Source organism: Arthrobacter sp. BG5 (genome assembly GCF_056680155.1).
In genome coordinates, this window is the sequence record NZ_CM155268.1 from 3,372,995 (window position 1) to 3,392,257 (window position 19,263).

Sequence of the window (19,263 nt, forward strand, 5' to 3'; positions counted from 1 at the left end):
TGGTCAGCAAAACTGACTGGTGCTTTGATGCTAGGCGGCGAAGTGACGGGCATCACTCTTGTGTACGCAGAGAAAGTTAAGTTCATTTCGTTCACGTTTCCGACTCCCAACCATGCCTAAATTTGCGGCGGAAACGGTAGTCGGCGGTGGGGTATAGTTCACCCCACCGCCGGAGCTTGGGGCCTTCGGGGGGCGCGCCCGGTTCCTCCGCTTCGAGGAAGCCCGCGCAACCACAACAAAGAATTGGGAAAAACGGCTCGTGACTCGACGAAGAGGAATGTCCCTCGCCGGGCAATACCTGGTCCTGCAGCTGCTGATCGTCCTGGCGGTCCTGGTCGGCGTCGTGGCCATCTCCCTGGCCCAGTCGGCGGCCGCGTTTGAGCGGGTCGAGGGGCGGCGGGCCCTGTCCGCGGCGGAAGCGCTGGGCAACAATCCCACCGTGCGTGCGTTGCTGCCTTCGGCGGAGCCCCGGGGCAGCGCGGCGCTGTCCGCCGTCGCCGAGTCAGTGCGCACTGTCTCCGGGTCCGCGCGGGTGGCCCTTGCCCGGCTCGACCGCACCGTGGTGGCGTCGAGCGACCCCGGACTGCTGCGCCGGCCGTTGGAGCTTGGTGCGAGCCGGGTGATGGAAGGCCGGGCCTGGACGGGGGTGGTTGGTGGAACGGCCATCCCGGTGCTTTCGGCCCACGTCCCGGTCCTGGATGATTCGGGCACCATGATCGGTATTGCGTCGATCAGCCGGAACTATCCGTCCACGTGGGAGCGGTTGGGGGACGCGGTCCCGAACCTGTTGACCTACCTGGGAGTGGCCAGCGTCCTGGGGGTGGCAGGTTCCCTCCTGCTCTCCCGCAGGGTGAAGCGGCAGACCCTCGGCATGGAGCCGAGCGAGATCTCCGGCCTGGTTGAGAACCGCGAGGCGATGCTTTACGGGCTCAAAGAGGGGGTGGTGGCCCTGGACCTCCGCGGACGGATTACCGTGGCGAACGACAGTGCCCGGGCGCTGCTGGGCCTGCCGTCGGATTGCGTGGGAAAGGATCTGGCCGGCCTGCCGGTTGAACCGGCGCTCAAGGAAGTGATGACCGGCGAACAGCCCGGCCAGGACCAGCTGGTTCTGGTGGGGGAGCGCCTGGTGGTGATGAATCGGGTGCCTATCCGTTCCAAGGGCCGGGTTATGGGTTCCGTTGCTACCTTGCGGGACCGGACGGAGCTCTCGTCGCTTGAACGCGAACTGGGTGCAACGCGCACGGCCACCGACACCCTCAGGGCGCAGGCCCACGAGTTCGCCAACCAGCTGCATGTCATTTCGGGTCTGATCCAGATTGGCGAGTACGACTCCGTGGTGCAGTTCGTCAACGGCGTTACCGTCGACCGGACCCGGCTCAACGACGACGTGACCAGCCGCATCCAGGACCCGGCGCTCGCCGCTTTGCTCATTGCCAAATCGAGCCTCGCCGTGGAGCGGGGAGTGCTGTTGCAGCTGGACCCCGCTTCGTCCCTGTCGCGGGTGGAGGACGAACTTTCCCGGGACCTGACCACCGTAGTGGGCAACCTCGTGGACAACGCACTTGACGCCGTCACGGGCGCGGCGGAGGCTTCCGTCCGGGTCCTCGTCGAGGACCGCCGCGGGGAAGTCATTGTGACCGTCCGGGACACCGGCCCGGGCATTGACGGCGCGGCGGCCGAGGAAATTTTCCGCCAGGGGTTCAGTACCAAACAACCCGGCCCCGACGGCGGCCGGGGCTTCGGCCTGGCACTTTCGCGGGTGGTCTGCCAGCGCAGCGGCGGAGCCCTCGCAGTGGTTAACGACGGCGGGGCGGTCTTTACGGCCCGGCTGAAAAGGGCGCCGGCCAAGCGGGCGCCGGGGAAAGGAAAGGTGGGCCGGCTGTGATTAATGTTCTGATCGTCGACGACGACTTCATGGTGGCAAAAGTCCACTCCGGTTTTATCCAGCGCACGCCGGGCTTCGCCGTCGTCGGCCTCGCACATACGGGAGCCCAGGCGCTGGCGGAAACCGCCCGGCTGCAGCCCGACCTGGTCCTGCTGGACATTCACCTCCCCGACATCAACGGACTGGACCTGATGGCCAGGCTGCGGGAGACGGCGCCGGAGCTGGACGTACTGGTGATCAGCGCGGCCCGCGAGGTGGAGACCGTCCGCCGGGCCCTGCGCGGCGGAATCGTCCACTACCTGATTAAGCCGTTTTCGCAGTCGGACCTGCAGGAGCGGCTGGAGCACTATCGCAACGCTTACCAGGGCCTGGACCTGGCCAAGAATATAGCCGAACAAGCGGACGTGAACCGGGTCTTTGGACTGGAACGCACCGATCGCGCCGAACGGGCGGAAGTCCGCCTCCCCAAGGGCTGCAGCGCCGAAACCCTCCGACTGGTGGTGGACGTGCTCCAGACTGCCGAGGCGGATCTGTCAGCGGCGGAAGTCGCGGACCTGCTGGGCACGTCCCGCGTCAGCGCACGCCGTTACCTCGAATACCTTCACGATGAGGCGCGGGTCGAGGTCCGCCTCAAGTACGGCGCGGGCCGCCCCGAACGACGCTACGAGCTGAAGCCGGCGTAATGCCGCCGGTGTCCGTGTAATCGCCGAGGATACAGATCACGGCAGTGTTCTTCGGAAACACTGCCGTGATCTGCCACATCGCCCGGGAGGCCCGGGCGGAACCGGGCTACCGGACCGGTGCGGGATACTTGAATCATGCAGCCGCGCACAATCGTCCTTCTCGGATCCACCGGGTCCATCGGAACCCAGGCCATCGACGTCGTCGACGGCGCCCCGCACCTCTTCGAGATCATGGCCCTTAGCGCCGGCGGCGGCAACCTCGAACTCCTCGCCCGGCAGGCCGTGCACACCCGGGCCCGGGCCATCGGCGTCGCCAGCGGGAACGCCGCGGTCCTCCAAGCGTTGATCGACGACGCCGCCCGCGCGGCCGGCGTCTCCGGCTACCGTCCGGAAATCATCACCGGCCCGGACGCCTCCACCCGGATCGCGGAAATCCCCGCCGACGTCGTGCTCAACGGCATCACCGGCTCGATCGGACTCGCCCCCACCCTGGCCGCGCTGAAGTCCGGCGCCACGCTGGCCCTGGCAAACAAGGAGTCCCTGATCGTGGGCGGCGCCTTGGTCAAGGCGGCCGCCCGCGAAGGCCAGATCGTCCCGGTCGACTCCGAACATTCCGCCATCGCCCAGTGCCTGCGTTCCGGCTCCGCCGCCGAGGTGGACCGGCTGGTGCTGACCGCTTCCGGCGGCCCGTTCCGCGGCATGACGCGGGAAAAGCTGCGCGACGTCACGCCCCGCGATGCCCTGGCGCACCCCACCTGGGACATGGGCCTGATGGTCACCACCAACTCCGCGAGCCTGGTCAACAAGGGCCTGGAAGTCATCGAGGCCCACCTGCTCTTCGACATCCCGCTGGAGCGGATCGACGTGGTGGTCCACCCGCAGTCGGTGGTGCACTCCATGGTCCAGTTCGTGGACGGGTCCACCATTGCCCAGGCCTCGCCGCCGGACATGCGGCTGCCCATTGCCCTGGGCCTGGGCTGGCCGGACCGGGTGGCGGGGTCCGCGCGGCCCTGCGACTGGAGCCAGGCGACCAGCTGGACTTTCGAGCCGCTGGACACCCGGGCGTTCCCCGCCGTCGGCCTGGCCAAGGAAGCGGCCCGGCGGGGGAGCACCTTCCCGGCGGTCTTCAACGCCGCCAACGAGGAAGCTGTGACGGCGTTCCACGCCGGCCGGATCCGCTTCACCGATATTGTCGATACCATCGAAGCCGTCCTCAGCGAGCACTCAGGATCCTCCGGGTTGACGGTCGAATCCGTGCTGGATGCTGAACAGTGGGCACGCGCGCGGACTCTCGAGCGTTTGGCCGTGGGAAGTGCCTAAGAAGTAGCCGACCAATGCCCAGGAAGTAGCAAAACCCAGCATGAGCCCCGTTGTCCTCTTTATCCTCGGCGTCGTCTTCGTCGTAATCGGCATCGCCGTGTCCATCGCCCTGCACGAGGTGGGGCACCTGGTCCCGGCCAAGCTGTTCAAGGTGCGCGTCACCAAGTACATGATCGGCTTCGGCCCCACCCTGTGGTCCAAGCGCCGGGGCGAGACCGAGTACGGCCTGAAGGCGATCCCGCTGGGTGGCTTCGTGTCCATGATCGGCATGTACCCGCCGAACAAGACCGATGGCAGCGTCCGGCCCTCCAGCACCGGGATGTTCCAGTCGCTCGCGGCCGACGCCCGTTCCCTCGCGCATGAGGAAATCGGCCCCGGGGACGGGAACCGGGTCTTCTACCGGCTCCCGGTCTGGAAGAAGATCATCATCATGCTCGGCGGCCCCGCGATGAACCTGCTGATCGGCGTCGTCCTGACGGCAGTGCTGCTGATGGGGTTCGGAGTGTCCGCCTCCACCACCACCATCGCCGACGTCTCCAAGTGCCAGGTCAAGGCAGGCGAGACCGTGGATCCCAACTCGGCTGACTGCAAGCCCACCCCCGCCGCCGCCGCCGGGCTCAAGCCCAACGACCGCATTACCTCCTTCGACGGCAAGGCGGTCACCAGCTGGGAAGAACTTACCGGCTGGATCCGTGCCTCCGCGGGCCGGCAGGTCAGCATCACGGTAGAGCGCGACGGCTCCCCGGTCACCACCACGGTCACCCCGGTGCTGTCTGCTCGCCCGGTCGTCGGAGCAGACGGCCGGCAGGCCAAGGACGCCGACGGCAAGCTCCAGTACCAGGACGTCGGATTCCTCGGCATCGGCGCCCAGACTACCCTGGTGCAGCAGCCGGCGTCGGCCGTGCTGCCCATGGCCGGCGAGAACATCCAGCAGATCGCCGGCGTCGTCCTGAACCTCCCGGCCCGCGTGGCCGGCGTGGCGCAGGCCGCCTTCAGCGAGGAGCCTCGCGACCCCAACGGCCCCATCAGCGTCGTCGGGGTGGGCCGGGTGGCGGGTGAAGTCGCCGCCATGGAACAGGTTCCGCTGCAGAGCCGTCTCGCCGCCCTGGTCGGGCTGCTCGCCGGGCTCAACTTCGCACTGGCCGTATTCAACCTCGTCCCGCTGCTGCCGCTCGACGGCGGCCACGTGGCCGGGGCGCTCTACGAGGGCGCCCGCCGCCAAATTGCCCGGCTGCTCGGCCGCCCGGACCCCGGCGCGTTCGACATCGCCAAGCTGTTGCCCGTGACCTACGTGGTGGCCGCGCTGCTGATGGGGATGGGCGCGCTGCTGATCTACGCGGACATCGTCAAACCGGTCAACCTCTTCGGCTAGGCCTGCGCCGCCCGGGTCCGCAGTGGTCACGGACCACAACTGTGTCCGCGCCGGGCGGTGCGCGGGAGTTGCAGACGTTCCCGCCCAGTTCTACGCGGCAGGAGACCGGATCAGCTTCGTTGGGCCGCGGGATTCCGGGGGCGCCGGGCGTGCAGGCCCGCGACAACCGGGCGGGAGCGTCGCCCCGGGACAACGCCCGGCACGACGCCGGAAAAGGTCCGTTAACCGGCGCAGGCTGTTTATCGAAACTTAGCTTACTTCGGCTGATTTTTAATAATCAGTTGAAAATGGTTGATCCATCGGAATCAGCCGCCTAGGGTTGGGCTATGTACGTGATGACCATGGACCAGCGCGGCAGCACCGCCGACGTCGACCGCGTCCCGGCGCTGCTGGCCGAACTGGCGCAGCTGTGCCCCGGGGCGCGCTTCGAACGTTCCGTGGGCGACGAGGTCCAAGGCGTGCCGGCGCGCCCGAACGACGTCGTCGAGATCGCCCTGCATGTCCTCCGCAGCGGCCGCTGGTACGTGGGCATCGGCGTGGGCCCGGTGGACCTGCCGCTACCGGCCAGCCCGCGGGAAGGGTCGGGAGCGGCCTTCGTTGCGGCCCGCCTCGCGGTGGAAAGGGCCAAATCCGCCGCGCCGCACGTGCCGCTCGCGGTCGTCGTGGCTGACAGGCAGCGGCGCCCGGGTGCCGGCGCCCCGGCCGCCGCCGCTGATTCCACCCCGGCCGGCAGCCAGGCCGGGGGTCCCCCGGGAGCGCGGGAATGTTCCGCCGCCGAAGCGGTGCTGCGGTTGATCGGACGCCTGGTCCAGGACCGGACCGCTGCGCAGTGGAAGGTGGTCGATGCGCTGCGCGGCATCCAGCAAGGGCACGCCGCCGCCCACGGGACGCAGAAGATCGCCGCCCGGCAACTGGGAATCACCGAACAATCGGTGAGCCGTGCGCTGCTTCGCTCGGGCTGGCAGGAAGAATGGGCGGCGAGGCCCGCGGCGGAGATGCTGCTGGACCTGGCCCACGGCCTGGCCGTCGGGCCGGACAGCGCCGGGCCGGACAGCGCCGGGTCGGATAACGCCGCCCGGCACACACGTAACGAAGGAGACCGGTGAACGCCCTCTGGATCACGCTGGCCCTGCTGGCCGCCGGGTTCGCCGGCTGGCCGGTCACCGCCCTGGTGTTCCGGCTGGCCCGGACCATCGATGACCGCTCGGACACCCGCGACGCCGCCGGCGCCGCCGGTACCGCCGACGACCCCTCGGCCGACGACCCCGCGGCCGGCGGAGCGGCGGACGGTCCGGCGGACGGAACGGTCGACGGCGAAATCACCCGGCCGGCGGCGCCCGCTGAAGCCGGTGCCGGCGGGCCGGGGCAGGTTCCGGCCGCGCCGGCAGCCGGCACCCGCATCCTCCGCGGCGGCGCGATCATCGGGGTGCTCGAACGGCTGGCCGTCTGCCTCGCCATCCTGACCGGCCAGCCCGTGGCCATCGCCTATGTCGTCGCCATCAAAGGCCTCGGACGTTTCGCCGAACTGAAGGAAACTCCGGTGGCCGCGGAGCGGTTCATCATCGGCACCCTCACCTCGATGCTGTGGGCGGCCGGGGTGGCGGCCCTGGTCAAGGTGCTCCTGCTCGGCTGACGCGCCGGACAGGCGATAGGGTATCCGTATGACTGTTTTTGCTGTTGAGTACGTTTACGATGCCGAATCCGCCGAAACCCGTGACGCCGCCCGCCCGGCCCACCGTGAATGGACCGCGGGACTTGCGCAGGATGGCACGCTCCTTGCCAGCGGCCCCTACACGGACGGCGCAGGCGCCCTGCTCATCTTCAAGGCGGCCGACGAGCAGGCCCTGAACGACCTCCTCAAGCAGGACCCCTTCGCCGATGCCGGCGCCATTTCGGGCACCCGCACGATGGTGTGGGCGCCGCTGACCGGCCTGCTGGCCGGGCACTCGGCCTAGTCTGCACCGCCTGCCCGCCATCGATCGTTCGACTTAGAATTCGACACACAGAGGAGTCCACGTGACCTCGGTCAGCCTGGGAATGCCGTCGGCACCGCCCCCCGTTCTTGCCCCGCGCCGGAAGACCCGCCAGATCAAGGTCGGCTCGGTCGGGGTCGGCTCCGACTCGCCGATCAGCGTGCAGTCGATGACCACGACTCCGACCACGGACATCAACGCGACCCTGCAGCAGATCGCCGAACTGACGGCCTCCGGCTGCGACATTGTCCGGGTCGCCTGCCCCTCCGCCGACGACGCCGAGGCCCTGCCGATCATCGCCAGGAAGTCGCAGATACCGGTAATCGCGGACATCCACTTCCAGCCCAAGTACGTCTTCGCGGCCATCGAGGCCGGCTGCGCGGCCGTCCGCGTGAACCCGGGCAACATCCGCAAGTTCGACGACCAGGTCAAGGAAATTGCCCGCGCGGCCAAGGACCATGGCACCTCCATCCGGATCGGCGTCAACGCCGGGTCGCTGGAGCCGGGCATCCTGAAGAAGTACGGCAAGGCCACCCCGGAAGCCCTGGTGGAATCCGCCGTCTGGGAAGCCTCGCTGTTCGAAGAGCACGGCTTCCACGACTTCAAGATCTCGGTCAAGCACAATGACCCCGTGATCATGGTGGCCGCCTACGAGATGCTGGCCGAGAAGGGTGACTGGCCGCTGCACCTCGGCGTGACCGAGGCGGGTCCGGCGTTCCAAGGCACCATCAAGTCCGCCACCGCCTTCGGCGCGCTGCTTTCCCGCGGCATCGGCGACACCATCCGGGTCTCCCTCTCCGCCCCGCCGGTGGAGGAGATCAAGGTGGGCAACCAGATCCTGCAGTCGCTGAACCTGCGCCCGCGCAAGCTCGAGATTGTCTCCTGCCCGTCCTGCGGCCGCGCCCAGGTGGACGTCTACACGCTGGCCGAGCAGGTCACCGCGGGCCTTGAGGGCATGGAGGTCCCGCTGCGCGTGGCCGTGATGGGCTGCGTAGTGAACGGTCCCGGCGAGGCGCGGGAGGCGGACCTTGGCGTGGCCTCCGGCAACGGCAAGGGCCAGATCTTCGTCAAGGGCGAGGTCATCAAGACTGTCCCGGAAGACCAGATTGTTGAGACACTGATCGAAGAGGCCATGCGTCTCGCTGAAGAGATGGGGGAGTCCGATGGCGAAGATGCTGTCCAGGGTAGCCCCGTGGTTAGCGTCTCGTAGGGACGGCGCCGGCGCCGCGGCCGGCACTACCGTCCGGGTCCTCACGGGTTCGGACACCGGCGCCCTGCTGGCCTTGGCGCGGCAGGACGCCGTCGCCAATGTCTTTATCCTGTCCCACCTCGAGACCGCCGGCACGGCGTCGCCCACCGCGGGCGGCGCCAGCATTTTCGGAGTGTTCGACGGCGATGCGCTGCTGGGCGCGTGCTGGGCCGGCGCCAACCTGGTGCCTGTCCAACTGGATCCGGACCTGGCGTCCGTGGTGGCCGGCGCAGCGCACCGGACAGGGCGCCGCTACGCTTCGATCTTCGGTCCGGCCGGGACGGTCCTGGCGCTCCATGCAGCGCTGGAGCACCTGGGCCACTCAGCCCAGGAAATCCGCGGGGACCAGCCGCTCCTGAGTATCGAAGGCCCACCCGACATTGAGCCCAACCCGGCCCTCGGCTTCGGCCAGCTCGCGGACTTCGACCGGATCCTCCCCGCCTGCGCAGCCATGTTCGAGGAAGAAGTTGGCTACTCGCCGTACCTCGGCGGCCGCGACTACTACAGCCGCCGGGTTAAGGGACTGATCCGGGCCGGCCACTCGCTGGTCCATTTGGGCACGGACGGCGAGGTGGTGTTCAAGGCCGAGCTCGGGGCGGTGACCCCGGACGTGACCCAGGTACAGGGGGTCTGGATGAATCCCGCGTACCGTGGCCTGGGCCTGAGCGCCGGGTACATGGCCGCCGTCGTGGTCCATGCCCAGACCCTGGCGCCGGTGACAAGCCTGTACGTGAACGACTTCAATACCCGGGCCCGCGCCAGCTATGAGCGCGTCGGTTTCCACCAGGTGGGAACCTTCGCGACCGTTCTCTTCTAGACACGATCTTGACACGCGGTTTTGACAAAAATCTGGTTGCAAACTCTTGTTTTGGCGACGTACATCACATAGGTTCTAGCTAGCCGCGCCGAGCAGGCGCGAGCGGTCTCAGGGAAGAACCAACCAGTGGCTGCAGGTGCCGCCCGAAAGGGCAGGACCAGGTACACCAGCAGCCTTGGATTTAGCGGCACTGGGGTCGCAGGGGCCACGCCATCACAGGATGACCAGCCGGAAACGGCCAGGGGCTTCCGTGTCATGGCGTGGCTCTTCCCCTGCCGGCCGGGAATCCGGCGCGCGGCTTGGCGGTAGATTAGTGTCTGGACATTTTTCGTCAATGCCCAGTTCGCACCGCACTTCCTCAGAAATGGATACCTTCCAGTGGTCCTTCGTCTTTCCAAGCTGTTCCTGCGCACCCTGCGTGAAGACCCCGCCGACGCCGAGGTCGCCAGCCACCGGCTGCTGGTCCGGGCCGGCTACATCCGCCGCGCGGCTCCGGGCATCTACACCTGGCTGCCGCTGGGGCTGAGCGTGCTGCGCAGGGTGGAGCAGATCATCCGCGAGGAAATGACCGCGATCGGTGCCCAGGAGGTCCACTTCCCGGCGCTGCTGCCTAAGGAGCCCTACGAGGCGACCAACCGCTGGACCGAGTACGGCGAGGGCATCTTCCGGCTCAAGGACCGCAAGGGCAACGACTACCTGCTGGCCCCCACGCACGAGGAAATGTTCACCCTGCTGGTCAAGGACCTGTACTCCTCGTACAAGGACCTGCCGCTGAGCATCTACCAGATCCAGAACAAGTACCGCGACGAGGCCCGTCCCCGGGCCGGCCTGCTGCGCGGCCGCGAATTCATCATGAAGGACTCCTACTCCTTCGACGTGGACGACGCCGGCCTGGACGCCAGCTACGCCGCGCACCGCAGCGCGTACCTGAAGATTTTTGAGCGCCTCGGCCTCGAAGTCGTCCCGGTCACCGCCACCGCCGGCGCCATGGGCGGGTCCAAGAGCGAGGAATTCCTGCACCCGACCGAGATCGGCGAGGACACATTCGTGCGCTCGGCCGGCGGCTACGCGGCCAACGTCGAGGCCGTCACCACGGTGGTGCCCGCGGACATCGACTTTTCCAACGCTCCGGCCGCGGAGGTCCGCGATACCCCGGACACGCCCACGATCGAAACGCTCGTCGACGCCGCCAACGCCCTGGCCCCCCGCAGCGAGGCCGACGGCGGTGCCTGGACCGCCGCGGACACGCTCAAGAACGTGGTCCTCGCCGTCACCCTGCCCACCGGCGAACGCCAGCTCGTCGTCATCGGCGTGCCCGGCGACCGCGGTGTGGACCTCAAGCGCGTCGAAGCGAACATCGGCGCCTTCCTGCCCATCGGCGGTGAAATCACGCTTGAGGCCGCAAATGAGGAAGACCTCAAGAAGCAGGCCCTCCTGGTCAAGGGCTACATCGGCCCCGGCCTGTCCCTGGACGCGCCGCTGCTCGGTGCCGAGGCCGCCTCGAAGCTGCTCTACCTTGTTGATCCCCGTGTGGTCCGCGGCTCCGCCTGGGTCACCGGCGCGAACGAGGCCGGCAAGCACGTCTTTGGCCTGGTCGCCGGCCGCGACTTCGGCTGGGACGGCGTGATCGAGTGCACCGAGGTGCGCGCCGGCGACGAGGCCCCGGACGGTTCCGGCCCGCTGGAAACCGCCCGCGGCATCGAGATGGGACACATTTTCCAGCTGGGCCGCAAGTACGCCGAGGCACTGGATTTGAAGGTCCTGGACCAGAACGGCAAGCAGGTCGTCGTGACCATGGGCTCGTACGGCGTCGGCGTCACCCGCGCGGTGGCCGCCCTGGCCGAATCCAACCACGATGACAAGGGTCTGGTCTGGCCGCGCGCCGTCGCACCGGCGGACGTCCACGTCGTCGCGGTCGGCCGCGGCGAGGAGATCTTCGCCGCCGCCGAGCAGCTGTCCCTTGAGCTTGAGGCCGCCGGCCTCGAGGTCATCTACGACGACCGCCCCAAGGTGTCTCCGGGCGTCAAGTTCGGCGACGCCGAGCTCGTGGGCGTCCCCACCATCCTCGCCGTCGGGCGCGGACTGGTGGACGGCGTCGTGGAGATCAAGGACCGCCGCAGCGGCAATGCCGAGAACGTGGCCGTGGACAAGGCTGTTGAGTACGTGGTCAACGCCGTCCGCAACAACTGACCGCGACCGGCGTTGCAGGGAATGGTCTCCGGACTTGAATCGATCCAGCTCGCCACGCTGATCCTGGTGGTGGTGGCCGGTTTCGCCGCCGGCTGGGTGGACGCCGTGGTGGGCGGCGGCGGCCTGATCCAGCTGCCGGTCATGCTGCTGATCCCCGGGATCAGCCCGGTGCAGGCGCTGGCGACGAACAAGATGGGTTCCATCTTCGGCACCACAACCAGCGCCATCACCTTCTACCGCCGGGTCCGCCTGGACCTGCGCACCGCGGTGCCGATGGCGGTGATCGCGCTGGCCGGCAGCTTCGGCGGGGCGGTGCTGGCAGCATCCCTGCCGGCCAGTGTGTTCAAGCCCATCATCGTGGCGGCGCTGGTCGCCGTCGCGCTGTTCACCGCGTTCCGTCCCAACGTTGGGGAGCTGACCAAGCTCCGGCACGACGGGCACCGGCACTACGTTGTAGCCTGCTTGATCGGGGCTGTGATCGGGTTCTACGACGGCATGATCGGCCCGGGCACAGGCTCCTTCCTGATCATCGCGCTGGTGTCCGCAATGGGCTACGCCTTCCTGGAAGCCAGCGCCAAGGCCAAGATCGTCAACATGGCCACCAATGCCGGCGCCTTGCTGTTCTTCCTGCCGCACGGCTCGCTGCTGTGGGGTCTCGGCCTGGTCCTCGGCGCCGCGAACATGGCCGGAGGCTACCTCGGCGCCCGGACCGCCGTCAGCCAGGGCAGCAAGTTCATCCGGATCGTGTTCCTCGTGGTGGTAGGGGCGCTGATCATCAAGCTTGGCTCCGACGTCTTCCACGACGTCTTCGCCTAGCGCGACCGTCCGGCCGGCCCCCCGACCGTCCGGCCGGCCCCCCGGCCGGCCGGACGGAGTCCCGGTCCGGAAGGACTCCCCGTCCGCTGGCCACGAGCGTAGCATACAGCTATGTCAGCACCTTTTGAACGCTACGGCGATGCCCTGGCAGCCGCGTCCCGGCACGCAAGCCAGTGGCTGGAGAGCCAGCAAACACGCCAGGTCGGCCCCCGGCTGACCGCGGCCGACCTTGCCGCCGACTTCGGCGGCCCGCTGCCGGAGGCGGGGACGCCGGCCGCCGACGTGGTGGACTACTTGGCGGCCAAGGCCGAACCCGGGCTGATGGCCATGCCCTCCGGACGGTTCTTCGGCTGGGTGATCGGCGGCACCCTGCCGGCCGCGCTGGCCGCGGACTGGCTGGTCAGCGCCTGGGACCAGAACGCCGGGTTGCGGTTCGCCACGCCCGCCACGGCGGCCATCGAGGAAGCCGCCGGTAAATGGCTGCTCGACCTGCTGGGCCTCCCGAAAGACGCTGACGTCGGCTTCGCCACCGGCGCCACGATGGCCAACTTCACCGGTCTGGCCGCCGCGCGGTGGCGGCTGATGGCCGACGCCGGCTGGGACCTCGACGCGGAGGGGCTCGCCGGCGCACCCCGCATCCAGTGCTTTGTAGGCCAGGAGCGGCACGACACGATCGACCTCGGTCTGCGGTACCTGGGGCTGGGGCGGCCCACGGTGGTTCCGGCGGACCGGCAGGGCCGCATCGACCCGGCCGAGCTCGACCGCGCCCTGACCGGTGCCTCAGGCGGTCCCGAAGCACCCGTTCGCACCCCGATGCTGGTCTGCCTGCAGGCCGGGAATCTGCACTCCGGCGCGTTTGATCCCTTCACGGAGGCCATCGCCGTCGCAAAAGCCCACGGCGCCTGGGTCCATGTGGACGGCGCGTTCGGGCTCTGGGCCGCCGCGGTGCCGGAGCTTGCGGCCCTGACCGCCGGCGTGGCGGGCGCCGACTCCTGGGGCACCGACGCGCACAAGACCCTCAACGTGCCCTACGACTGCGGGATCGCGGTGGTCCGGGATACCCAGGCGCTGCGCTCGGCCATGGGCGTGCACACCAGCTACCTGATCCAGGACGCGGACGGCGCGGCCGACCCCTTCGAGTCCGTGCCGGAGCTGTCCCGCCGGGCCCGCGGCGTGCCGGTCTGGGCCGCGCTGAAGTCGCTCGGCCGCGAAGGGGTCGCCGGCCAGGTCCGGGGGCTGGTGCTGAACGCCAAGGAACTGGCGGAACGGCTGTCCACACTCGACGGCGTCGAGGTGCTCAACGACGTCGACTACACCCAGGTCTCGCTGGCCTTCGGCGACGACGCCACCACCCTGGCGGTGACGGCGCAGGTCATCGCCGACGGACGCGTCTGGATGTCCGGATCACGCTGGCAGGGCCGGGACATCCTGCGGATATCGGTGAGCAACTGGAGCACGGACGACGCCGACGTGGCGGCCGCCGTCGACGCCGTACGGGACGCAGTCGCAACAGTCCGGTCCCACGGCTAGGGCTAGCCTGCGGGGCTAACGGCCTGCCCGGGCGCGGGCAGCTCGTGCGGGGCCGGCAGCCTGGGAAGGGTGTTCCCGGCGAGGGTGCTGGCGACCCAGAGGGAGCGGGCGACGTCGCCGCCGTGGTTGCGTTTGGCCGCGTACCAGAGCGCGTTCTCCACCTCGCGGGCCACGGCCCACTGCCGGGCGATCTCGCCGTCGAGCCCGGCGGCGGCGCTGAAGTCGAAGCAGCGCTCCAGCAGGGCCTCGCCGGGGCTTGAGCGGGGGAGCTCGGCCAACCGGTTCCAGAGCAGCGGGGCCACCGCGAACTCGGCTTCGCCGACCATGGGCTGCGGGTCGATCGCCTTGAAGTCGCCTGCCGCGGCGCCTCGGGGACCGGACAGCGCCGGAGCGCCCTCACGGGCGAGAATGTTCAGGAAGTGCAAATCGGTGTGGACCAGCACGTCCGTGCCGGACCGCCGGCCGACGGCGCCGCGGGTCTGGCAGACCTCCAGGGCCGCCTCCAACAGCCAGCGCGGGAAGGGCCGGCCCAGCCGTTCCCAGCTCTCCGGCAGTTCGTCGCTCCACCGCTCGGCGCAGGCCGCGATGTGTTCGAACCCGCTCCACTCCGGCCGGCCGTCCGGCGGCAGGGACAGCCGGCGCACCACGCCGCCCCACACCGGCACCGCCACGTCCAGGGGCTCGTCCTGCAACGAGCGGCCGGCGTCCAGGCGCTCCAGCAGCAGCGACCCGGAGTCGGGGTGGTTTGCCAGCAGCCGGACCGCCCCGTTCCCGTTCCAGAGGGCAAGGGCCTGCGGTTCGACGAGCGCTTCGTCGTGCGGATAGGCAATTTTGAGGACGGCAGCCTCCCAGGGGCCGGAGCCGGTGGCATCCCCGGGGCCGGGACGGGCGGCCCGCCGGACCGGGATCACGATGGCGCCGTGGCCGCTCCAGGGCAGCGCGCCGGCAACGAGGTCAGGCTCGAGCTGCCAGTCGTCCAGGCGCTGCACCACCAGGCGGGGGAGTGACGCTAACCAGGCCCGGCCCTCGGCACTGCTGCCATAGCGGCGGGTGAGCGAGGGCGGAATCTGGACGGCTGCCGGGGTTCTCATCGGCTCCAGCGTAGTTGCCGAAGCTTAGGCGGTAATGCCGCTGGCGCCCAGCCAGCTGCCGATCAGGAACGTCGCGACGAGCGCCGCAGCGCCGCCAATGACCACCCGGATTGCGGCCTTGGTCTTCGAGCCGCCGCCGATCCAGGCGCCGATGGCTCCGGTCGCGGCCAGCGCCACGAGCACGGCGGCGAAGGTCAGCGGGACGCGGATATTTTCCGGCGGCAGCAGGATGGCCAGCATGGGCAGGATGGCACCGATCAGGAAAGCGATGGCGGAGGCGAAGGCGGCGTGCCAGGGGCTGACGATGTCCGTTTCGTCAATGTGCAGCTCGGCCGACAGGTGCGCGCCCAGGGCGTCATGGGCGGTCAGCTCGGTGGCCACCTGGTGGGCGGTATCCGCGCTGAGGCCCTTGCCCTGGTAGATGGCGGCGAGTTCGGCCAGTTCCTCTTCGGGCTGTTCGGCCAGTTCGCGGCGTTCTTTTTCGATCAGCGCCTGCTGGCTGTCCTTCTGGCTGCTGACCGAGACGTACTCGCCCAGGGCCATGGAGATGGCGCCGCCCACGACGCCGGCGGTGCCCGCGATGAGGATCGGCCCTGAATCCGTGGTGACGCCGGCGACGCCGACCACGATCGCGGCGACGGACACGATGCCGTCGTTCGCGCCCAGGACGCCGGCGCGGAGCCAGTTGAGGCGGTGCGCGATGTCGTTGCGATGGGGCTCGTTGTCGTGAAGGGCTGCTGCGCTGCTGGGTTCCATGCCTACAGCAAATCACTGGCGGCCCCGGGTGGCCAGTATTGGAAGGCTAAGCAAATTAAGCCGGGCCTTGCTTAGGCGGCCGCGGGGCGGCCGGGGAACGGCCGGTGTCAGGCCGGCGTCAGTCCGCGGGCAGGGTGGGGAACGACGCCGGATCGGCGGCCAGTCCGGGCACCGGCCCCGGTGTCGCGCCCCAGAGGACGGACCGGCGGGCGGCGCCGAGCAGCCCCGAGATGGCCCATCTCCGGGTCTCGCCGTCGCTGAGGGCGACGAGATCCCCGTAGGCGGGCAGCGAGGCGGCCTCCAGCGCGGCCAGTCCCGGCCCTGGGGCGCCGAGGAAGGAAGGGTTCAGGGCGTACCCCGGTTCCCGGGGCGGCATGGGGGCGCAGTGCGACCGGCTGAGGGCTTCGGCGCCTGCCACAAGGGCCTCGTGCCGCGCCAGCTGGGCGGCGGCGGATTTAGCCGCTGCGCCGTCCAGGCGGGTCAGCGCCACCTGGTAGCCGTAGACAGTCTCCAGCTCGGTGCGGACCAGGGCGGCCAGGGCGTCCGGAAGGTCGGCGCCCGGCAGGCCGGAGTCCGGCCGGCCAGCGTCCGCAGCGGGGGATGCACTGCTGCGGAAGGCTGCAGCCGACGGCGGCGCGGTCCCGGCGGGACAGGATCCGGCTGCGGGGGACTGGACGGCCGGGACCGGGCCAAGGGACGCCGGTGCCGGGTCCGGGGCCCCGGCAGCGGCGGCGAGGGAGGACGACTGTAGCAGCTGGGCGGTCCCGACGGCGGCCAGCAACCTGGCCATTCCGCCGTCGGCCGCGGCGGCATCGGAAAGCCGCTGCCGCCCGCTCGTTGCGAGGTCCGCAGCCAGCCCGGCGGCGGTGCCCGGGACGGCAGGGCGGGTCGGAGAACCCGTCGGCGACGGCGCGGCTGCCGGCGTCTGACCCGGGCGCAGCAGGGCCCGGGCCTGGGTTGTCAGCAAGCTCACAGTACGTGTCACGGCGGACCGGACGGCGGCTGTTGCGGCGGGGCCCGCGGTGCCGGAGGGGGCGGCGCCAAGCTGTTCGCTGGCGGTCCGCAACTGCAGGGCGGCGGCCAGGGCAGAGGCGCGGGCCTGCTCCGAAAAGGGCGGTTCCGGCGGTTTCAGCGGGGCTCCGGGCCTAAAAACGATGCCCAGGCTCACCACCACGAGGGCCACGCAGACGAGGAGGGCGAGCCGGGGGAGGTGCCCGGGCAGCCGGACCCACCGCCGTTCTTGCCCGCTGTCGTCTTTCACAACAGACCATGTTGTCATGGCTGGCCTGCCGGCCGGGAACTGAAGTGCACCACGGCGCCGGGAATATCGCTACGCTAGTACACACAACATCATCTAGCGGGAGGCGGGCGGCATCATGACCAACGCAGAAGCCACGACTTCGACAGACCGGACCGGGACGGGGAAGGCTGACGCCGCTCCCGCTCACAACCTGGAGGCCGAGCGCCTGCACGCGCTCCTTGAGCCTGCAGTCCTGGCGAACCGGCTGTACCTGGAGGACGTTTCCATCCACATTGCCGGCGCCAACCGGGTGGTCCACGTAGTGGTGGACCTGCCGCAGGAGGAGACTGGCGGCGTCAGCCTTGACGTCATTGCCGAGATTTCCAAGACCCTCTCGGACATCCTGGACAACGATCCGAGCACCGACTCGCGCCCCTACGACCTTGAGGTGTCCTCGCCCGGCGTCGGGCGGCCGCTCACCGAGGAGCGGCACTGGCACCGTGCCCGCGGTCGCCTCGTCACGGTCAACGTGATCCAGGGCGACAACATCACCGGCCGCATCCAGTCCGTGGACGACGGCGGCGTGACCCTGGTCCCGGAGCTGGCGGTCAAAAAGGGAATGAAGCCCAAGCAGGGCGACCCCGTGAAACTTCCTTTCGACAGGATCCGTAGTGGAAAAGTCGAGATAGAGTTCAGCCACCTCGCAGAGGCCGGTCTGGAGAACGACAATGGACCTTCCGAGGAGGCCTAATGGATATTGACATGAGCGCACTGAGACTCCTGGAGCGTGAGCGCGAAATCCCGCTGGATCTCCTGATTCCGACCATCGAGCAGGCACTGCTGGTGGCCTACCACAAGACGCCGGGGGCCTTCGAAAAGGCCCGCGCTGAGCTTGACCGCAAGAGCGGCCACGTGACCATCTGGGCCACCGAAATCGACGACGACGGCGCCCCGATCGGCGAGTTCGAGGACACCCCGGCCGGCTTCGGACGCATCGCGGCGAGCACCGCGCGGCAGATCATCCTGCAGCGCCTCCGCGACGCCGAGGATGACAACGTGCTGGGCCAGTTCAAGGGCCGGGAGGGCGAACTCGTCGCCGGCACCATCCAGCAGGGCAACAACCCGCACATGATCCAGGTCAACCTCGGAACGGTGGAGGCACTGCTGCCGCCGCCCGAGCAGGTTCCCGGCGAGAAGTACACCCATGGCAACCGGCTCCGCGCGTTCGTGATCGACGTGCACCGCGGCACCAAGGGCCCCTCCATCACGCTGTCCCGGTCCCACCCCGGGCTGGTCCGGAAGCTGTTCGAGCTGGAAGTCCCGGAGATTGCGGACCGCTCGGTCGAAATCGTCGCGCTGGCCCGCGAGGCCGGCCACCGCACCAAGATCGCGGTGAAGGCGAACACCCCCGGCATCAACGCCAAGGGTGCCTGCATTGGCGAAATGGGTTCGCGTGTCCGGGCCGTGATGACCGAACTGAACGACGAAAAGATCGACATCGTCGACTACAGCGACGATCCCGCCTCGTTCATCGCCAGCGCGCTCTCGCCGTCGCGAGTGAATTCGGTCACCATCACGGACGAGGCCACCCGGTCCGCCCGTGTGGTCGTGCCGGACTACCAGCTGTCCCTCGCCATCGGCAAGGAAGGCCAGAATGCACGCCTGGCCGCCAAGCTCACCGGCTGGCGGATCGACATCGTCTCCGACGCCGCGGAGAACCGCGACAAATAACGGTGGTTCGGGGCCGTCCCGCGGCACCCGCACCCGCGGCCCTTCCGGGGTTCCCGCTCAGCCCCCGTTTCGGGTGACGGGGCCCGGAGGGGCTAGAATAGACATGACCGCGCCTAACGGCCGGTGTCCGCGTGCCTTCGACGCGACCGGTTTTCCGACCGGAGCCGGGGGCCGGCAGATGCGTACTGGCAGGAAGATACTCGTAGTGGCAGAAGTGCAACACCTCGGGAATCAGCCGCAGCGCACCTGCATCGGATGCCGGAAGAAGGGTCTGCGGTCGGAGTTAATTCGGCTCGTCGCCGACGCCAGCGGTACATCCGCTGTCGTGGTGGATGAACGACGCCGGATGACTGGCCGGGGTGCATGGCTGCACCCCAGCGAAAAGTGCCTGGCACTGGCGGTTAAACGTCGAGCGTTCGGACGCGCCCTCAATGGCGCTGCCGGAACCGCCGACGTCGAACGCCGGATCATGGCAGGCACGCAAGCAGTGGACACCCCGGTGGCCGCAGCAACAACCGTCCAACCTGAAAGCGGGTCAGAAAACTGATGGAAACCCGATGAGTTCCCAGCGATGAGTGCGCAACGATGACAACTTTGTTGCGCTCTGCAA

At 69.2% G+C, this 19,263-nt stretch carries 18 protein-coding genes; 15 read left to right on the top strand and 3 right to left on the bottom strand.

Annotated elements, in window-relative coordinates:
* Positions 1-277: 277 nt before the first annotated feature.
* The 12 genes from AC1MBE_RS15430 to AC1MBE_RS15485 all read left to right on the top strand — a co-directional run bounded on the left by AC1MBE_RS15430 (position 278) and on the right by AC1MBE_RS15485 (position 13,835).
* Complete coding sequence (locus tag AC1MBE_RS15430) at positions 278-1,885, top strand: sensor histidine kinase (RefSeq protein ID WP_479782647.1); 1,608 nt, start codon at positions 278-280, stop codon at positions 1,883-1,885.
* A complete protein-coding gene (locus tag AC1MBE_RS15435; RefSeq protein ID WP_479779429.1) occupies positions 1,882-2,568 on the top strand; it encodes a response regulator in 687 nt (228 codons plus the stop codon). The genes AC1MBE_RS15430 and AC1MBE_RS15435 overlap by 4 nt, the downstream gene beginning before the upstream one ends.
* A 135-nt stretch (positions 2,569-2,703) precedes the next feature.
* Positions 2,704-3,888, top strand: coding sequence for a 1-deoxy-D-xylulose-5-phosphate reductoisomerase (gene dxr, locus AC1MBE_RS15440; protein ID WP_479779431.1), 1,185 nt, complete (start codon positions 2,704-2,706; stop codon positions 3,886-3,888).
* Between the two features lie 40 nt (positions 3,889-3,928).
* A complete protein-coding gene (locus AC1MBE_RS15445) occupies positions 3,929-5,260 on the top strand; it encodes a M50 family metallopeptidase (RefSeq protein WP_479779432.1) in 1,332 nt (443 codons plus the stop codon).
* A gap of 326 nt (positions 5,261-5,586) precedes the next feature.
* Positions 5,587-6,366, top strand: coding sequence for a MarR family transcriptional regulator (locus AC1MBE_RS15450; RefSeq protein WP_479779433.1), 780 nt, complete (start codon positions 5,587-5,589; stop codon positions 6,364-6,366).
* Positions 6,363-6,893 carry a hypothetical protein gene (locus AC1MBE_RS15455; protein ID WP_479779435.1) on the top strand — a complete coding sequence of 177 codons (531 nt, stop codon included), beginning with the start codon at positions 6,363-6,365 and terminating at the stop codon, positions 6,891-6,893. Before AC1MBE_RS15450 ends, AC1MBE_RS15455 begins: the two co-directional genes overlap by 4 nt.
* Before the next feature lie 28 nt (positions 6,894-6,921).
* The gene (locus tag AC1MBE_RS15460; protein WP_479779436.1) at positions 6,922-7,215 is read left to right on the top strand and encodes a YciI family protein; all 294 of its coding nucleotides are present in this window, start codon (positions 6,922-6,924) and stop codon (positions 7,213-7,215) included.
* A gap of 61 nt (positions 7,216-7,276) precedes the next feature.
* Positions 7,277-8,443: a flavodoxin-dependent (E)-4-hydroxy-3-methylbut-2-enyl-diphosphate synthase gene (gene ispG, locus AC1MBE_RS15465; RefSeq protein WP_138769799.1), complete on the top strand. Its 1,167-nt coding sequence runs from the start codon at positions 7,277-7,279 to the stop codon at positions 8,441-8,443.
* On the top strand, positions 8,406-9,299 hold the full coding sequence (locus AC1MBE_RS15470; protein ID WP_479782649.1) for a GNAT family N-acetyltransferase: 894 nt from the start codon (positions 8,406-8,408) through the stop codon (positions 9,297-9,299). The genes ispG and AC1MBE_RS15470 overlap by 38 nt, the downstream gene beginning before the upstream one ends.
* A 378-nt stretch (positions 9,300-9,677) precedes the next feature.
* The gene (locus AC1MBE_RS15475) at positions 9,678-11,489 is read left to right on the top strand and encodes a proline--tRNA ligase (RefSeq protein WP_479779439.1); all 1,812 of its coding nucleotides are present in this window, start codon (positions 9,678-9,680) and stop codon (positions 11,487-11,489) included.
* A gap of 21 nt (positions 11,490-11,510) precedes the next feature.
* On the top strand, positions 11,511-12,305 hold the full coding sequence (locus tag AC1MBE_RS15480; protein ID WP_479779441.1) for a sulfite exporter TauE/SafE family protein: 795 nt from the start codon (positions 11,511-11,513) through the stop codon (positions 12,303-12,305).
* Positions 12,306-12,416: 111 nt separating this feature from the next.
* Complete coding sequence (locus AC1MBE_RS15485; protein ID WP_479779443.1) at positions 12,417-13,835, top strand: pyridoxal phosphate-dependent decarboxylase family protein; 1,419 nt, start codon at positions 12,417-12,419, stop codon at positions 13,833-13,835.
* A 2-nt stretch (positions 13,836-13,837) separates the two neighbouring features.
* Here the strand turns inward: AC1MBE_RS15485 and AC1MBE_RS15490 are convergent, their stop codons facing one another.
* The 3 genes from AC1MBE_RS15490 to AC1MBE_RS15500 all read right to left on the bottom strand — a co-directional run bounded on the left by AC1MBE_RS15490 (position 13,838) and on the right by AC1MBE_RS15500 (position 16,943).
* A complete protein-coding gene (locus AC1MBE_RS15490; RefSeq protein ID WP_479779445.1) occupies positions 13,838-14,926 on the bottom strand; it encodes an aminoglycoside phosphotransferase family protein in 1,089 nt (362 codons plus the stop codon).
* A gap of 24 nt (positions 14,927-14,950) precedes the next feature.
* Positions 14,951-15,682 carry a VIT1/CCC1 transporter family protein gene (locus AC1MBE_RS15495; protein WP_479779447.1) on the bottom strand — a complete coding sequence of 244 codons (732 nt, stop codon included), beginning with the start codon at positions 15,680-15,682 and terminating at the stop codon, positions 14,951-14,953.
* Positions 15,683-15,800: 118 nt separating this feature from the next.
* Positions 15,801-16,943, bottom strand: a complete 1,143-nt coding sequence (locus AC1MBE_RS15500) for a DUF4439 domain-containing protein (protein ID WP_479779448.1) — start codon at positions 16,941-16,943, stop codon at positions 15,801-15,803.
* 115 nt (positions 16,944-17,058) lie between these two features.
* On the opposite strand from AC1MBE_RS15500, the gene AC1MBE_RS15505 reads away from it, so the two are divergent.
* From AC1MBE_RS15505 to AC1MBE_RS15515, 3 genes are all read left to right on the top strand, one after another.
* Positions 17,059-17,673 (top strand): ribosome maturation factor RimP, encoded by a 615-nt coding sequence (locus AC1MBE_RS15505; RefSeq protein WP_479779450.1) that lies wholly within the window; start codon positions 17,059-17,061, stop codon positions 17,671-17,673.
* The gene (nusA, locus tag AC1MBE_RS15510; RefSeq protein ID WP_175323181.1) at positions 17,673-18,653 is read left to right on the top strand and encodes a transcription termination factor NusA; all 981 of its coding nucleotides are present in this window, start codon (positions 17,673-17,675) and stop codon (positions 18,651-18,653) included. The genes AC1MBE_RS15505 and nusA overlap by 1 nt, the downstream gene beginning before the upstream one ends.
* A 205-nt stretch (positions 18,654-18,858) precedes the next feature.
* Positions 18,859-19,200: a YlxR family protein gene (locus AC1MBE_RS15515; protein ID WP_479779452.1), complete on the top strand. Its 342-nt coding sequence runs from the start codon at positions 18,859-18,861 to the stop codon at positions 19,198-19,200.
* Positions 19,201-19,263: the final 63 nt, after the last annotated feature.

Excerpts from the sequence above, each read along its gene's own strand:
- AC1MBE_RS15430 (WP_479782647.1), top strand. The coding sequence starts at position 278 with ATGTCCCTCGCCGGGCAATACCTGGTCCTGCAGCTGCTGATCGTCCTG.
- dxr (WP_479779431.1), top strand. The coding sequence starts at position 2,704 with ATGCAGCCGCGCACAATCGTCCTTCTCGGATCCACCGGGTCCATCGGA.
- AC1MBE_RS15445 (WP_479779432.1), top strand. The coding sequence starts at position 3,929 with ATGAGCCCCGTTGTCCTCTTTATCCTCGGCGTCGTCTTCGTCGTAATC.
- AC1MBE_RS15450 (WP_479779433.1), top strand. The coding sequence starts at position 5,587 with ATGTACGTGATGACCATGGACCAGCGCGGCAGCACCGCCGACGTCGAC.
- AC1MBE_RS15460 (WP_479779436.1), top strand. The coding sequence starts at position 6,922 with ATGACTGTTTTTGCTGTTGAGTACGTTTACGATGCCGAATCCGCCGAA.
- AC1MBE_RS15470 (WP_479782649.1), top strand. The coding sequence starts at position 8,406 with ATGCTGTCCAGGGTAGCCCCGTGGTTAGCGTCTCGTAGGGACGGCGCC.
- AC1MBE_RS15480 (WP_479779441.1), top strand. The coding sequence starts at position 11,511 with ATGGTCTCCGGACTTGAATCGATCCAGCTCGCCACGCTGATCCTGGTG.
- AC1MBE_RS15485 (WP_479779443.1), top strand. The coding sequence starts at position 12,417 with ATGTCAGCACCTTTTGAACGCTACGGCGATGCCCTGGCAGCCGCGTCC.
- AC1MBE_RS15490 (WP_479779445.1), bottom strand. The coding sequence starts at position 14,926 with ATGAGAACCCCGGCAGCCGTCCAGATTCCGCCCTCGCTCACCCGCCGC.
- AC1MBE_RS15495 (WP_479779447.1), bottom strand. The coding sequence starts at position 15,682 with ATGGAACCCAGCAGCGCAGCAGCCCTTCACGACAACGAGCCCCATCGC.
- AC1MBE_RS15505 (WP_479779450.1), top strand. The coding sequence starts at position 17,059 with ATGACCAACGCAGAAGCCACGACTTCGACAGACCGGACCGGGACGGGG.
- nusA (WP_175323181.1), top strand. The coding sequence starts at position 17,673 with ATGGATATTGACATGAGCGCACTGAGACTCCTGGAGCGTGAGCGCGAA.